At 55.2% G+C, this 13,543-nt stretch carries 12 protein-coding genes and 3 tRNA genes; 6 read left to right on the top strand and 9 right to left on the bottom strand.

All coding sequences use genetic code 11. The features are described 5' to 3' along the window. Nucleotides 1-2: 2 nt before the first annotated feature. Nucleotides 3-2,177, bottom strand: a complete 2,175-nt coding sequence (locus tag N675_RS08270; protein ID WP_081886950.1) for an ATP-dependent helicase — start codon at nucleotides 2,175-2,177, stop codon at nucleotides 3-5. Nucleotides 2,178-2,373: 196 nt separating this feature from the next. On the opposite strand from N675_RS08270, the gene N675_RS08275 reads away from it, so the two are divergent. From N675_RS08275 to ftsH, 3 genes are all read left to right on the top strand, one after another. After that, a tRNA-Met gene (locus N675_RS08275) sits at nucleotides 2,374-2,445 on the top strand. A gap of 69 nt (nucleotides 2,446-2,514) precedes the next feature. After that, nucleotides 2,515-4,542 carry a hypoxanthine phosphoribosyltransferase gene (gene hpt, locus N675_RS14645; protein ID WP_081886951.1) on the top strand — a complete coding sequence of 676 codons (2,028 nt, stop codon included), beginning with the start codon at nucleotides 2,515-2,517 and terminating at the stop codon, nucleotides 4,540-4,542. 148 nt (nucleotides 4,543-4,690) lie between these two features. Next, nucleotides 4,691-6,664 carry an ATP-dependent zinc metalloprotease FtsH gene (gene ftsH, locus N675_RS08285; protein ID WP_038038945.1) on the top strand — a complete coding sequence of 658 codons (1,974 nt, stop codon included), beginning with the start codon at nucleotides 4,691-4,693 and terminating at the stop codon, nucleotides 6,662-6,664. 102 nt (nucleotides 6,665-6,766) lie between these two features. Here ftsH and N675_RS08290 read toward each other — a convergent pair whose 3' ends face one another. Together N675_RS08290 and N675_RS08295 are read right to left on the bottom strand one after the other, a co-directional pair. Beyond that, nucleotides 6,767-7,015, bottom strand: a complete 249-nt coding sequence (locus N675_RS08290) for a hypothetical protein (RefSeq protein WP_038038946.1) — start codon at nucleotides 7,013-7,015, stop codon at nucleotides 6,767-6,769. A 122-nt stretch (nucleotides 7,016-7,137) separates the two neighbouring features. Then, nucleotides 7,138-7,213, bottom strand: a tRNA-Ala gene (locus N675_RS08295). Between the two features lie 322 nt (nucleotides 7,214-7,535). On the opposite strand from N675_RS08295, the gene N675_RS14340 reads away from it, so the two are divergent. Next, nucleotides 7,536-7,673 carry a hypothetical protein gene (locus tag N675_RS14340; RefSeq protein ID WP_156100850.1) on the top strand — a complete coding sequence of 46 codons (138 nt, stop codon included), beginning with the start codon at nucleotides 7,536-7,538 and terminating at the stop codon, nucleotides 7,671-7,673. Between the two features lie 228 nt (nucleotides 7,674-7,901). On the opposite strand, the gene N675_RS08305 is transcribed toward N675_RS14340, so the two are convergent. Next, nucleotides 7,902-7,977, bottom strand: a tRNA-Gly gene (locus N675_RS08305). 257 nt (nucleotides 7,978-8,234) lie between these two features. On the opposite strand from N675_RS08305, the gene N675_RS08310 reads away from it, so the two are divergent. After that, nucleotides 8,235-9,500 (top strand): threonine synthase, encoded by a 1,266-nt coding sequence (locus tag N675_RS08310; RefSeq protein ID WP_038038948.1) that lies wholly within the window; start codon nucleotides 8,235-8,237, stop codon nucleotides 9,498-9,500. Here N675_RS08310 and mutM read toward each other — a convergent pair. Next, on the bottom strand, nucleotides 9,479-10,318 hold the full coding sequence (gene mutM / locus N675_RS08315; protein WP_038038949.1) for a bifunctional DNA-formamidopyrimidine glycosylase/DNA-(apurinic or apyrimidinic site) lyase: 840 nt from the start codon (nucleotides 10,316-10,318) through the stop codon (nucleotides 9,479-9,481). The genes N675_RS08310 and mutM overlap by 22 nt on opposite strands. Before the next feature lie 24 nt (nucleotides 10,319-10,342). On the opposite strand from mutM, the gene N675_RS08320 reads away from it, so the two are divergent. Beyond that, nucleotides 10,343-10,693: a histidine triad nucleotide-binding protein gene (locus N675_RS08320; protein ID WP_038038951.1), complete on the top strand. Its 351-nt coding sequence runs from the start codon at nucleotides 10,343-10,345 to the stop codon at nucleotides 10,691-10,693. 155 nt (nucleotides 10,694-10,848) lie between these two features. On the opposite strand, the gene xseB is transcribed toward N675_RS08320, so the two are convergent. From xseB to efp, 4 genes are read right to left on the bottom strand one after another with little or no spacing between them, the layout of a single operon-like run. Next, nucleotides 10,849-11,202 (bottom strand): exodeoxyribonuclease VII small subunit, encoded by a 354-nt coding sequence (gene xseB / locus N675_RS14840; protein WP_038038953.1) that lies wholly within the window; start codon nucleotides 11,200-11,202, stop codon nucleotides 10,849-10,851. Further along, complete coding sequence (xseA, locus tag N675_RS08330) at nucleotides 11,195-12,418, bottom strand: exodeoxyribonuclease VII large subunit (RefSeq protein WP_038038954.1); 1,224 nt, start codon at nucleotides 12,416-12,418, stop codon at nucleotides 11,195-11,197. Before xseA ends, xseB begins: the two co-directional genes overlap by 8 nt. A 7-nt stretch (nucleotides 12,419-12,425) precedes the next feature. Next, complete coding sequence (gene accB / locus N675_RS08335) at nucleotides 12,426-12,932, bottom strand: acetyl-CoA carboxylase biotin carboxyl carrier protein (protein ID WP_338417745.1); 507 nt, start codon at nucleotides 12,930-12,932, stop codon at nucleotides 12,426-12,428. A 21-nt stretch (nucleotides 12,933-12,953) separates the two neighbouring features. Beyond that, on the bottom strand, nucleotides 12,954-13,514 hold the full coding sequence (gene efp / locus N675_RS08340; RefSeq protein ID WP_038038955.1) for an elongation factor P: 561 nt from the start codon (nucleotides 13,512-13,514) through the stop codon (nucleotides 12,954-12,956). Nucleotides 13,515-13,543 lie beyond the last annotated feature (29 nt).

Here is a 13,543-nt window from a genome sequence, read left to right on the forward strand (position 1 = left end):
CTCTACTCAACTGTCAGGTTTGCAAGGCTGACAAGGAGTCGCTTCGTTCCATGACGTTTAAAGGCTACCGCGACTTCCTGGTCGCCGGGAAGATCGTGCACGTCAACAACGATGCCATCTCCAAAGGTCTTGTGGAAGACACGCATCCCCTTCCTGAGTCGCACAGTTGGCGTAGGAGTGTGATGTAGCCGGCTGCGTTGCTTCAAGGAATGCTCGAGGAATGATCGCCGTTCGGACTTCCCTCCATACTCTAGCAACTCATCTGGGATGTCGTCGAGGAAGCGCGAGCGAACACTCCAGCTTGACGTTCCCCAGCGAAGACGCCGGTTGGCGAAGCTAATGTACACTTGTTCCTTCGCTCGCGTCAGACCGACGTAGAAGAGACGGCGTTCTTCTTCAAGTTCGGCCTCGTTCTCGATTGATCGCGAGTGAGGAACGAGGCCTTCTTCGATGCCGACGAGGAAAACAACCGGGAACTCTAATCCTTTTGCTGCGTGAAACGTGATGAGCGTGACATGATTGCGCTCGTCGTTTAAAAGATCCGCATCGGTAACAAGCGCAGCTTCGTCGAGAAAGAGCGGAATCCCTTGGTCTGCAGGTAGGTGATCGTATTGTTGCAACAGACTCGCGAGTTGCGTCAAGTTTTCCCAGCGGTCGATATCTTCAGGATCACGTGCTTCACGGTAGAGTGCACTCAATCCAGCTTCCTCAAGCATACGTGCGAAAAGAGCGCTCGCAGACAATTCGCAAGAAAGCGTTTGCCAGCGCTGCAGATGATCTGCGAGTATTGCTAAGCGCTGCCGAGTGCGTCCCGTAAGCTCACAGCAGGCAAGATGGTGATCGCGAAGAAGCAAGCCAATCGGCATAGCATGTTGGGCAGCCACGCGCTCGAGGCTCCGCCATGTCTGTTTGCCAATGCCATTCCCAAGAGGTGTGTTCTCAATGACCCGCCGCAGGCTTACGTCGTCGGCTGGGTTGATCAAGATGCGGAGGAGGGCAAGCGCGTCTTTAATCTCACGCCGTTCATAGAAGCGCAGGCCGCCAATGAGCTGGTAAGGAATACCGGCCTGGACAAGCGCCTGCTCGAGTGGTTGGCTTTGGGCATTGGTGCGATAGAGAATGGCGAAATCTCGGTATTGTCGTATTCCACGCGCGACAAGTATGCGAATTTCTTCGACAACGCGCGTCGCTTCCTCAAGGTCATCAGCGCATGCCCAGAGGGTGATTGGGAGCCCCGTGTCATTCAGTGTGCGCAGCGTCCTTTGGATACGCAGCCGATTCGCCCGGATGACGTGGTCAGCTGCCCGAACGATCGTGGCTGTCGACCGATAATTCATCGACAAATGAATCTCACGAGCATCGGGGTAGTCGCGCTTGAAATTGAGAATGTTGTGGATGTCAGCATGCCGCCAGCCATAGATTGACTGGTCGGGGTCGCCGACAACAAAGAGATTCCGATGGCCTCGTGCAAGAGCGCGAACGAGCAAATACTGTAAGTGATTCGTATCTTGATATTCGTCGACGTGAATGTAGTGCCACCGATCCTGATATCGCTGCAACACTTCGGGAAATTCGTCAAACAGCGCAAGCGTTTTGGTGAGTAGATCATCGAAATCGAGTGCGCTTGCTCGCTCGAGGCGTCGTTCATATTGCGGGTATACGCGAGCAACGACTTCGTCAAAATAGGATTCAATCGGATAGCTGGCTGGAGAAATTTGCTGATTTTTGGCAGCTGAGATGCGAGCGAGGATGGCACGCGGACTAAACCGCTTCGGATCAAGATTGAGCTCTTCAAGGACATGACGGACGAGAGCCAACTGGTCCTCGTCATCATAGATGACGAAGGAAGGGTAACCGAGCGCGGCATATTCAACGCGCAGGATACGCGCGCAAATGCCATGGAAAGTCCCGGCCATGACGTGTTCAGCTACCTGCGGATCAAGGAGTTGGGCAAGTCGTTCGCGCATTTCCCGGGCAGCTTTGTTCGTGAACGTTACCGCAAGAATCTGGTGCGGGCGGGCATAGCCTTCAGCGATGAGGTAGGCAATACGATGGGTCAGGACGCGAGTCTTGCCGCTTCCGGGCCCAGCAACAACTAACACCGGCCCATCTACTGCCGTGACAGCTTCTTGCTGTTCGCTGTTCAGCGCTTGCAGCAGTTCTTGCGTCATTCGCATGTCGTGCTCGCTTTCTCTCTCAGTTTGGCTTCCCAGCCCCTCTACGACGTAGGCTTCCTCAAGCGTACCGCATGTCCGTACACTCTTGCTCCACCTTGGTGAAAGAATCCGGTGGGGAGAGGATGTTTCACATGGCATCCTGCTGGCGTTGACGGGAAGTGCACGGGACGCTACACTTAGTTGGAGGAAAAGCGATGCCGGTGTAGCTCAACGGTAGAGCAGGGGACTCATAAGCCCTTGGTTGGTGGTTCGAATCCGCCCACCGGCACAGCGCGAGCGGTACTCGCCGCTCGCCTTTGCTTTTTATCCATGTCATACGATATGCGCAGTGCTGGCAATGGATCGGTCGACGAGGCCCAGTGATCAGCTGCCTGCTCCAGCGCGCAAGATCCTCCAGGCAGTTGCAACACACCTGAAGCAGGCGCAGGTTGAGGTGACCGCGACGCTCGTTGTCGGGTTTTCGGGCGGCCCCGATTCGTTGACTCTACTCTGGGCGCTTGCCGAATTGGAGCGCCGCGGCCAAGGCCCTCGAATCGTTGCTCTCCATGTCGATCATCAGCTTCGTCCAGAATCAGCTGACGAAGCGCGCCAGGCGCAGGCGCTTGGCGCAGCGTTGGGTGTCCCTGTGCAGGTTACTCAGGTGGATGTGACCCAATGGGCGGCATATCACGAGGGTGGCATCGAGGCGGGAGCGCGAGCAGCGCGCTATGGTGCGCTCGGAAAGCTAGCACGGCAGCTTGCGACACCATGGGTGGCTGTTGCCCATACACGTGATGACCAGGCAGAGACTGTGCTTCTTCGATTAATCAGCGGAGCAAGTCTCGAGGGCCTTGCTGGGATGCGCTACTGCCATCGCCGACCCGTTGCGCTTGATCCTTCCGGCAACGACGTGGTTGAGTTGTCGATTCTTCGGCCGCTTCTCGATACGAGTCGAGCGGAAATTCGTGCTTGCCTCATGTCGCTTGGCCTGACACCAATTGATGATCCCTCGAACACATCACTCGCCTACCGCCGCAATCGCATTCGCTACCAAGTCCTCCCTGCTCTTGAGGACATTGCACCTGGTGCAACAGGCGTTATCGCGCGTGTTGCGATGTTTCTCCAAGATGATGCTGATTACCTTGCTCAAGAAACCGCTCGGTATGTCACAGACCTTGTCCGCCAAGAGAAGAATGTCATCTGGGTCGAACGGCAGAAGTTGGTGCACTTGCCGGTTGCGATCCAACGGCGCGTGCTGCTTGCTGCAGTCCAGCACGCCGCGCATGGACGACAGGTGCGCGTAGCATCAGAGCGTCTTGAGGCGTTACGGAGTGCGAGTGCCCATGCTGTGGGCACTCGTATCGAACTAGGACATGGGTTACTCGCGTATGTTGATTACACGGTGATTGCGATCGGACACCAAATGGTCCTTGAGCGTGCCTTACGTTCTCGCTGGCAAGGGCCGCTCCTGCTGACGCCAATGACACTCGCTATTCAGGGGCACCAGCTCATCGCGTTCCCAGGTGGCTGGATTCTCTCCATCGATGCAGCGGAGCCGGTGACGCTACGAACTCGGCACCACGGTGATCGGTTGCGTGTCTCAACAGATCGCCTTGTGCGATTGCAAGATTGGCTTGTTAATGAAAAAATCCCACGATACCTACGGGAATGGCTTCCTGTTGTAGCCCGTGACAAGGAGGTGCTCTGGATCGCTGGTGTTCATCCGGCAGCGGCGCAGCTGCCAGGCGCGAGCGTTCAACTTATCTCTCACGATCCAACAATTCCCAAAGCGTGGCAGGTGTTGGCAGAGAAGGAGGAACAGTCGATGGGCGATATTGAGCCATCAGCCTTGCAGGCGGGGCTTGCGGAAGTCCTGATTGATGAGCAAACCCTTCAGCGCCGGGTGACAGAACTAGGAGCAGAGATTGCACAACACTATGCTGGAAAGCGACCGTTACTCATTGGGGTGCTCAGCGGTGCCTTCGTTTTTATGGCTGATCTCGTGCGGCATATGCCCATTCCATTGTCCATCGATTTTATGGCGGTCTCCAGCTATGGTAAGGCGACGGTGACGTCAGGGGTCGTGCGAATTTTGAAGGACCTTGATCGCCCGATCGAAGGAGAGGATGTGTTGCTCGTTGAGGACATCGTTGATAGTGGGCTCACGTTGCAATACCTCAGCGATGTCCTCCGCCGGCGCAATCCGGCAAGTCTCCGCGTTGTCGCGTTGTTGCGCAAACAAAAAGCTGATGCCTTGCCTGTTCCAGTCGATTGGGTCGGTTTTGAAATCCCCGATGTCTTTGTGGTCGGCTATGGGCTTGATGTGGCAGGGAAATATCGTAACTTGCCATTTGTTGCCATCTACCGCGCCGAAGCGCCGGTATGATCATGCGTCAAGATTGGCAGCGCTTATGCCGAAACGCTAGAGGGGTGGAGGTGACAGAAAGCAACCTGGCAGTTTGCTATAATCAAAACACCTCGAGCCGCCCTGTGAAAGAGCAGGGTAACGGGGCAAGCGAGCGTGGAGGCCGCGAATGAGCGACAACAAATGGCTGCGCAACGGCTTTGTTTGGATGATCCTCATTATTGCCGTTGTTGCAGTGTGGTTTACGTTCCTCGGGAATGATTCACGAGGACAACGGATTACCCTCGCTGACCTTGCGGCAGACATTAAAGCTGGCAAGGTAGAACGTCTCGTGATGACGGAAGGGTCCAGTCAAGTCCAGGTTCAATATGTCGGTTCGCAAGAAGTCAAAGTAACGAACCTGCCAGCGAATGTCAGTATTTTTGATGCACTTAATGAGTATGGTATTCGGCCAGACCAGGTCGATATCCAAGTTAATCCAGCAAGTCAGTGGGGAAATTGGCTAGGAGCACTGACCTATATCTTGCCTCTCGTCTTTGTGATTGGGTTCTTCGTCTTTGTGATGCGCCAAGCGCAGGGTACGAATAACCAGGCGTTATCGTTTGGCAAAAGCCGTGCCCGCGTTTTTACCAGTAACCGGCCAACCGTGACGTTTGATGATGTGGCTGGGGTGGATGAAGCGAAAGAAGAACTGCGGGAAATTGTCGAATTCCTGAAATATCCTGAGAAGTTTGCCGCGCTTGGCGCTCGCATCCCGCGTGGTGTCCTGCTGGTTGGCCCGCCGGGTACCGGCAAGACATTACTTTCGCGTGCGGTTGCGGGTGAGGCTGGCGTGCCATTCTTTAGCGTCAGCGGCTCAGAGTTTGTCGAAATGTTTGTTGGTGTTGGCGCTAGCCGCGTCCGCGACTTGTTTGATCAAGCGAAGCGTAATGCCCCGTGCATTGTCTTTATTGATGAGATCGATGCTGTTGGCCGACAGCGCGGTGCTGGCCTTGGCGGTAGTCACGATGAGCGCGAGCAGACACTCAACCAGATTCTGGTTGAGATGGATGGCTTTGATAGCACGACCAACGTAATCGTCATTGCAGCGACGAACCGACCTGATGTCCTTGATCCTGCATTGCTCCGTCCCGGGCGCTTTGACCGTCAGGTTGTGCTTGATCGGCCTGACTTGAACGGCCGACTGGCCATCTTGAGGGTGCATGCGCGGGGCAAGCCGCTCGAAAGTGATGTGAGCCTCGAGGAGCTAGCACGCCAGACGCCAGGATTTTCAGGTGCTGACCTTGAGAACCTGATCAATGAAGCGGCGATTCTCGCAGCTCGGCGTAACAAGAAGACCATTGGGCGGCGTGAGTTGTTCGAAGCAATCGACCGTGTTGTCGCTGGTCCCGAGCGCAAGAGTCGTGTGCTGAGCGAGCGTGAGAAGCTCATGACCGCGTATCACGAGGCTGGGCATGCACTCGTTGCGCGAATGTTGCCTCACGCTGATCCCGTTCACAAGGTGTCGATTGTCGCGCGGGGCATGATGGGTGGTTACACGCGCGTCTTACCCGAAGAGGATCGCTTCTTCTGGACGAAGAAGCAGTTTGAAGCGCAACTTGCAGTCTTTATGGGAGGCCATGTCGCCGAAGAGCTTGTCTTCCAAGAGGTCTCTACTGGAGCAGCGAACGATATTGAGCGAGCGACCAACTTGGCCCGTCGCATGGTCACGGAATATGGGATGAGTGAGCGACTTGGTCCCCTCTCCTTTGGTAAGAAAGAGGAATTGATCTTCCTTGGTCGGGAGATTAGCGAACAACGGAACTATAGTGATCAAGTCGCCTATGAAATCGACCAGGAAGTTCGTCGGCTCATCGAAGAGGCATATAACCGTGCGAAGGAGATCTTGCTCCAGCACATGGACAAGTTAGAGAAAATCGCGATGCTCCTTGTTGAGCGTGAAACGATTGATGGGAGCGATATTGAGGCGCTGTTTGATGAACCTCGGCCGCGACCAGAGCTGGTTGGTCCGCCGCTAACCCGGCCGGCAGCGGTGATTGCGGCCGAGCAAGCGCGAGATCGTGAGCAGGCTGATGGGCAAGACCTCTCTGTGCCCCCTGTTCCTAAACCCTCACCGCAAATTCGGCCACAACCTGCATCGTAAAGCTGGTTAGACAAGCAAGCAACGATTGAGAAAGCCCGCCGGTTTTACCAGGCGGGCTTTCGAGTTGTTGCGTCTCAACCCATTCGTGGCCAAACAACTGTGTTAGGCAATTGACCCGTCTGGGAGCGGACAATCAATCGCAACAACCTGATCGTAGTCGTACCAGCCGGAGTCGAGGACAAGCCGATAATCTTGCCGACGCATCAATGCCTGGGCATCGCGCGTCGTTAGCCGCACGAGGCGGGTACCACAGCCAGGGCGAAGATAGTACCGGCCTTCCTGGTCACGGAAGAGAAGGCTCTCGCGACGGTTGCCGTTTCGTCCGACCAGCTGAAAGGTCTGTCGCTCCATAGCTGCCCTCCCTCCGTGTTATGACCTAGCCACGCGGACTTCGCTTTGATTCGCACATCCATCCCCAAGGAGCCGACAGGGCGGCTTCGAGGTCAATTAAGCCAATTTGACGCATGATCGCGTGGTGGAGGCAGGGGGACTCGAACCCCCGACCTCTACAGTGCGATTGTAGCGCTCTCCCAACTGAGCTATGCCCCCACGCGCTTTGCGCGTCTATCAGTATACGCTAGGGCACGATGAAGCGTCAAGGGTGATCAGAGCAAATCAAACCATTAGCTGTGATCGATAGAATAGCGGGATTACCCATATGGTGTAGACTACCCTTGTTGCCATCACTCCTAATAAATCGGCTGTTCGCTGGTGCAGTCTATGTTACGCCCCAGAGGAAACGGTGCTGTTGTGAGGCGTAGCGTACCGACAAACGGTGGGAGCCCTTGGACCGAAGGGTAGGCATATGTAGTGCTCAACGCATGTTGTGCAGAATGCACTATTGGCTGATTCAGGAAGGGAGGCTCTTGCTATGATCTTACTGTCCCAGCCTCAGGCGATGGAACAGCCCCAGACAGACGAGGAGGTGGCGAGCTTTCTCGCCCGGTATCTCCTCCATGACCGCTCGCTCCCCGTCTACTACGGCTTCCTTCCCCAGCCGTATGGATGACTCCAGCTGGTCTTCTACCTCCGGAACCAACCGTTCCCGGCCTCCTGGCTGGTGGCCCCATCCAAAGAGAAGGTCGACTCCATCCTCGAGGCCCTGGGGTATGTGGGGGCTGAGCGGGAGCGGCTCTGGTCGCTGATCGAGGGGATCCAGGCCCTCCTTGCCTCTTGACATCCGGCCACTTCTGCTATCAACTGGCAGCAGAAGGAAGGATAATCATGCAACAGGATCTGGAGCGGGAGACGGGATTCGAACCCGCGACAACCGGCTTGGGAAGCCGGCACTCTACCAACTGAGTTACTCCCGCATTCTTTTGTCATTACACAGTATAGCAGACATGTCTCCTCCGTGTCGAGTACGACGTGTGGTATGTTTGCGCAGCTGGTCAGAGCGTACCTGATGACGCGCCTCCTGCTCCGTGGCTCTGCGTGCGCTGCGTAGGCGACCATGTGATGATCCCTCAAACACGTCACTCGCCTCTCCACGCTCTTTGCACAATGCGCTATCGAGCGCGCAACGTCGTACACTGAGCACGGTGATGGACCGGAGGTTGGGATCGTGGGTGTGGATAGTGCAGAGAGTTGTCTTCTTCAACTGCGTTGTACAAACTGTGGCCAACGATGGCCAGCTGATACGGTACAAACAACCTGCCCAAGCTGTGGCCGGGTCTTATTCGCCGAGTACGATCTTGAGGAGCGTGCTCGGCGTGCAATGACGCCCAAAGCACTCGTACAGCGCTCCTGGACGCTCTGGCGTTATGCGGAATTGCTCCCAGTTCGCAATCCAGTCCATCGATTAACGCTTGGTGAGGGTGGCACACCGCTTATCCCGTCGATGCGCTTTGCAGAATATCTCGGGCTGAAGCATCTTTGGTGGAAAGATGAAGGGCAGAATCCCACTGGGTCATTTAAAGCTCGTGGGCAAGCGGCGGCCATCTCTCGCGCGCGAGAACTTGGTGTTCGCGTTGTGGCTTTGCCTTCGGCCGGCAATGCAGCAGCTGCTATGAGTGCCTATGCTGCGCGTGCTGGGATGCGTGCAATTGTGTTTATGCCTGCGGATACCCCACCTGCAATGCCGGCAGAGTGTCGAGCCTACGGCGCTCACGTCTTTCTGGTTCATGGCTTGATTTCTGATTGTGGCCAGCTTGTTCGGCGCGGAAGCGAGCAGTTTGGTTGGCTTGATGTTTCGACGCTTCGAGAGCCGTATCGCGCTGAAGGAAAAAAGACGCTAGGGTTTGAACTCGCGGAACAGCTTGGGTGGCAGTTACCTGACGTCATCATTTATCCCACCGGAGGTGGCACGGGAATCGTTGGCATGTGGAAGGCCTTCAGCGAATTGGAGTCACTTGGTCTCATTGGCTCTCATCGCCCACGGTTTGTGATGGTGCAAGCCGAAGGATGTGCGCCATTGGTTGAAGCGTTTCACCGTGGTACCCGGCATGCTACCCCGTGGGAACATGCTCAGACGCTTGCCCCTGGCATCCGCGTGCCATCAGCAATTGGTGATTACTTGATCTTGGATGCAGTGCGTGCAAGTCACGGTATTGCTGTGACGGTGAGTGATCAAGAGATCCTTGATGGAATGGTTCGGCTTGCTCGGTTTGAGGGGATTTTCACCGCCCCAGAGGCTGGTGCAACAGTTGCTGCACTTATGAAACTTCGTGAGACCGGCGAAATAACGGCAGAGACCTCTGTTGTCTGTTTCTTGACCGGCACTGGACTCAAGCATATTGACCTCATCGCAGGTGACTATCCAGTGCTTGATCCTTCGTCTCCTGACGAGGCATTAGCGTATGTTGCCTCGGTGCTTCAGGAGGCTGGTAAGGGCTGACAGGTTGGACAGTAGGTCGTTGTACGCCCAGCAACAATCATCTGCTGAAGTGGCGAGCCGCAGCGATAGCATGGTGCTCCGGGAGAACGGCCATACACTTGTAGCGTATACTGATTCGTTCCCGGTTCCCCGAGCCCATCGCGATAATCACGAAACGTTGTGCCATGACGGGTAATAGCGTTTGTCAGAACAGCTCGCATCGCATGCAGGAGTCGTTCACTCTCAGCAAGGCCCAATCGTTCGCTTGGCGTACATGGGTGCAGTCGTGCGGCAAAAAGGATTTCATCGGCGTAAATATTGCCGATGCCTGCAATAACATGCTGATCCAAGAGTGTTGCCTTCAGAGCCCGGCGATGTCGAGTAATGCGCGCAGCGAGCCGTTCTGCTGTAAGCTGGGGATCAAGCGGTTCTACCCCTAATCGACGGTCAAGTTCGGCATACGCTTCAGGCGTTAAGACAGCAAGCCGACCGAAGCGGCGAGGGTCGTAGTAGCGTAGAACGCGACTATCATCGAGTGTGAGGTACAGGTGCGTATGAGAAGATGGAAGACCAATGGCTGGATTCAGTACAAGTACACCGGTCATGCCGAAATGCACAAGAAAAATACGGTGATCATCCAAGAAGAGCAGCAGGAACTTGCCGCGTCGTCCGGTCCCTACGATTCTTCGTCCTGTCAGACTGGCAAGCAATGTGCGGGAATCCTGATTCGGCACAAGGTCTGCGAGTTTTGAGCTTCCCACTGCCTGGGTAATTGTGGTACCCATAAGGAGAGGATGAAGCGTTTGTCGGATGGTCTCGACTTCAGGGAGTTCAGGCATGGTCCTTCACCGCAAGGAGGAGGAATGACTGAGCAGTCTTGCATTTTCTGCGCAATTGCAGCTGGACAGCAGCCAGCTACTGTTGTCTATCGCGATGATCGTGTCACGGCGTTTTGGGATATCCGCCCTCAGGCCAAAGTCCATGTGCTGATTATCCCAAACCAGCACTTTTCATCGTTGGACGACGCTATCAATGCTGACCCAGCGCTTCTCGGGCACTGCCTCCAGGTTGCAGCGCGGTTGGCTCGCGAGCAGGGAATCCACACCACAGGATATCGTGTGGTGACGAATGTTGGTCCCCATTCGGGGCAAAGTGTCTTTCACTTGCATTTCCATCTTCTTGGTGGCAATCCGCTTCGACTCGCGCTTGGCTAGGTTGCTCAGGGTGTGGCGGACAAGATGGTTTCTTGATCGGGGATCGGAGAATGCACTTGCCCACGATTCTCCGGATAGCCTATTTGAGTTGGGTACGCAGTGATCACCATGGCCGTTCGCCTGCGTTTCTTACCTCAGGCGGTGTGTGACGTTGCTCAGTTGAGTTCATCGTCGGGCTCATTCTCGATATGAAAGACCGTTTGAAACTCGTCGTGAAGCGTGCGTGACTGGAAGTATTCTGTGTAGTCGCCACGCATTGGTGGTGCTTGTCCATCTGCGAGTGTGAGGCCAGTTGCAAGTTCTGTAATCTTCAGCTCAGCTTGGTCAAGAATGCTGTTGCAGAGGCGAATGAGTTCGATACCACGCTGATATTCTTGGAGCGCTTCTGTAAGTGTCAGCGTGCCAGATTCAAGCCGCTGGACAATCTGTTCAATCTCTGCCACGAGTTGCTCGTAGACTTCGATGGCTGGCTGCTCACCGTCGAACGGGGCAGAGTGCTCATCAGCCATTGTGGCCTCCTTGTGCTTTGGATACCGGACGAATTGTGCCCTCAGCATGCCCATCAGCAAAAATCACGTGCACTGCCTGCGGATCAGAAAGTTCGCCAGCCGAATGAAGCCACCGGCGAGTTGTGGGATCCACAATAATGCTATAGCCCCGCTCGAGCGGGTGCCGAGGGTGAAGGAGCGTCAATTCACGCTCAAGGCTTGTGAGGTGCATGCGTGCTCGCTGCAACTGAGTGGCAAGGATGCTGTTCATGCGTCCAACAATGTCGTCAAGTCGGATGCGACCATCGTCGATAACCCGTCGCGGGCTGGCGTGGTCAAGCCGGGCAGAGAAGCTACGGATCAGTGCACGCTGATGTGCGAGCAGGAGTTCGGTAGCCTGACTGGCACGCTGGGCATATCCCCAAACCGCTTGCTGTAAATCACGGATGTCTGGTGTGATCTGTTCAGCCGCTGCTGAAGGTGTTGGTGCGCGGAGATCGGCGACGAAGTCGCAGAGCGTATAGTCCGTCTCATGGCCAATCGCCGAAACGATTGGGATACGGGATGCGAAAAGCGCACGGACAAGTTGTTCATCATTGAAGCACCAGAGGTCCTCAAGCGAGCCGCCGCCTCTCGCAAGGACAATCAGTTCGGCCCGTCCATCACGGTGGAGTGCCTCCAGCGCAGCAATGATCGTCGCGGGGGCGTCTTCGCCTTGCACCAGTGCTGGAGCAAGAAGAAGATGTGCCAGCGGGTAGCGTCGACGCAGGATCGTCTGGATGTCATGCCAGACTGCTCCTACTGGCGAGGTAATAACGCCAATGTATCGTGGCCGCGGTGGCAGGGGACGTTTGCGTGATGGGTCGAAAAGTCCCTCACGCTCAAGCTTAGTGTAGAGTGCTTGGAAACGCTGGCGTAAGAGCCCTTCACCAATCGGGTGAATGAGGTCTGCATACAACTGGTAGACGCCGTTCGGCTCATAGACCCGAACTGCTCCGTGGACGACAACGGCGTCGCCATTTTTAGGCAAGAAAAGCTGCCGTATTGCATCGCGACGAAAGAGCACGCATTTAATCTGCGATCGCTCATCGCGAAGTGAAAAGTAGATGTGGCCATTTGATGAGCGCACAAAATTTGTGACTTCTCCTTGAATCCAGACATCGCGTAGGATCTGATCGTTCTCGAGAATCTCCTGAATGTATTCGGTTATGTCTGAGACATTGAAAATATGCTGCATTAAGCACTCATCCAGCTGAGTCGCGGCGAATTTGAATCAGCGGCTGACCATATTCTACTGCTTGCCCGTTCTCAACTAGAATAGCGATAACGGTACCGGCATACTCAGTCGTAATCTCGTTCATCACCTTCATCGCGGAGATAATGCCGATCGTTTGCCCTGCTTCAACGTGATCTCCGACTTGTACAAATGGCTCAGCATCAGGAGAAGGTGCAGCGTAGAAGGTGCCGACGAGCGGGGCACGCACGGTATAGAGTGCTGGATCCTCAGTCGCTGAGCTTGCTGGGGCAGCACCAGAGGGTGCAGGTGCCAGCGGTGCTGCGCTCGTCGGGGGGGTACGCTGTTCTGCTGCCTCGAGGACAATATGTAACGACCCCTGGGCAACTTCGAGCCGCCGGAGTCCTGCCTGCTCCATCAGCGTGACAAGCTCACGAATGACATTCGTCAAGGATACATAATCAGGAACAAGATCAACGTGATCTATTTGCTGCTTCTGCTCGCTTGACCATGTCACCGCTTTGCACTTCCTTGCTACTTACTGCACGCGCTCCAGGTATTCGCCTGTTCGCGTGTCAACTTTCACAATATCGCCAACGTTAACAAAGAGCGGGACAGTGACTACTAAGCCAGTTTCAAGCTTGGCTGGTTTGCCACCGCCGGTTGCGGTGTCACCACGAATACCAGGATCAGTCTCAACAACTTGCAATTCGACTGTAACTGGAAGTTCAACTTCAACCGGTTGCCCTTCATAGGTTAACAGATCAAGCGTCAAGTTCTCTTTCAGGTAGTTCACCGCTTCGCCAAGTGCTTCTCGGTCGAGTGCAAATTGCTCATAGGTGTCGAGGTCCATGAAATGGTATTGATCTGCGTCTTGATAAAGATACTGGACGCGGTGACGCTCGAGTGGAGCAAGTTGGAACCGTGAACCTGCTTGATAGGTGGTTGTGATCGTTGCTCCGGTACGGAGATTGCGCATGGTAAGGCGCACAAAAGCACTACCGCGCCCCTGCTTGACATGCTGGTAATCGAGGATCCGGTAGAGTTCCCCATCAATGAGTAACGTCAGCCCTTTACGCAGATCGCCTGTCTCAATCATCGGTTGCTACTCCTTGTCATCTCTCCTCA

It is taken from the genome of Thermorudis peleae (genome assembly GCF_000744775.1).
GTDB classification, from domain to species: Bacteria; Chloroflexota; Chloroflexia; order Thermomicrobiales; family Thermomicrobiaceae; genus Thermorudis; species Thermorudis peleae.

Bases quoted from the DNA above. Each gene is read 5' to 3' on its own strand.
- xseA (WP_038038954.1), bottom strand. From the start codon at position 12,418: ATGCAGCATATTTTCAATGTCTCAGACATAACCGAATACATTCAGGAG.
- N675_RS14340 (WP_156100850.1), top strand. From the start codon at position 7,536: ATGATCTTACTGTCCCAGCCTCAGGCGATGGAACAGCCCCAGACAGAC.
- N675_RS08270 (WP_081886950.1), bottom strand. From the start codon at position 2,177: ATGCGAATGACGCAAGAACTGCTGCAAGCGCTGAACAGCGAACAGCAA.
- mutM (WP_038038949.1), bottom strand. From the start codon at position 10,318: ATGCCTGAACTCCCTGAAGTCGAGACCATCCGACAAACGCTTCATCCT.
- N675_RS08320 (WP_038038951.1), top strand. From the start codon at position 10,343: ATGACTGAGCAGTCTTGCATTTTCTGCGCAATTGCAGCTGGACAGCAG.
- ftsH (WP_038038945.1), top strand. From the start codon at position 4,691: ATGAGCGACAACAAATGGCTGCGCAACGGCTTTGTTTGGATGATCCTC.
- hpt (WP_081886951.1), top strand. From the start codon at position 2,515: ATGGATCGGTCGACGAGGCCCAGTGATCAGCTGCCTGCTCCAGCGCGC.
- N675_RS08290 (WP_038038946.1), bottom strand. From the start codon at position 7,015: ATGGAGCGACAGACCTTTCAGCTGGTCGGACGAAACGGCAACCGTCGC.
- efp (WP_038038955.1), bottom strand. From the start codon at position 13,514: ATGATTGAGACAGGCGATCTGCGTAAAGGGCTGACGTTACTCATTGAT.
- xseB (WP_038038953.1), bottom strand. From the start codon at position 11,202: ATGGCTGATGAGCACTCTGCCCCGTTCGACGGTGAGCAGCCAGCCATC.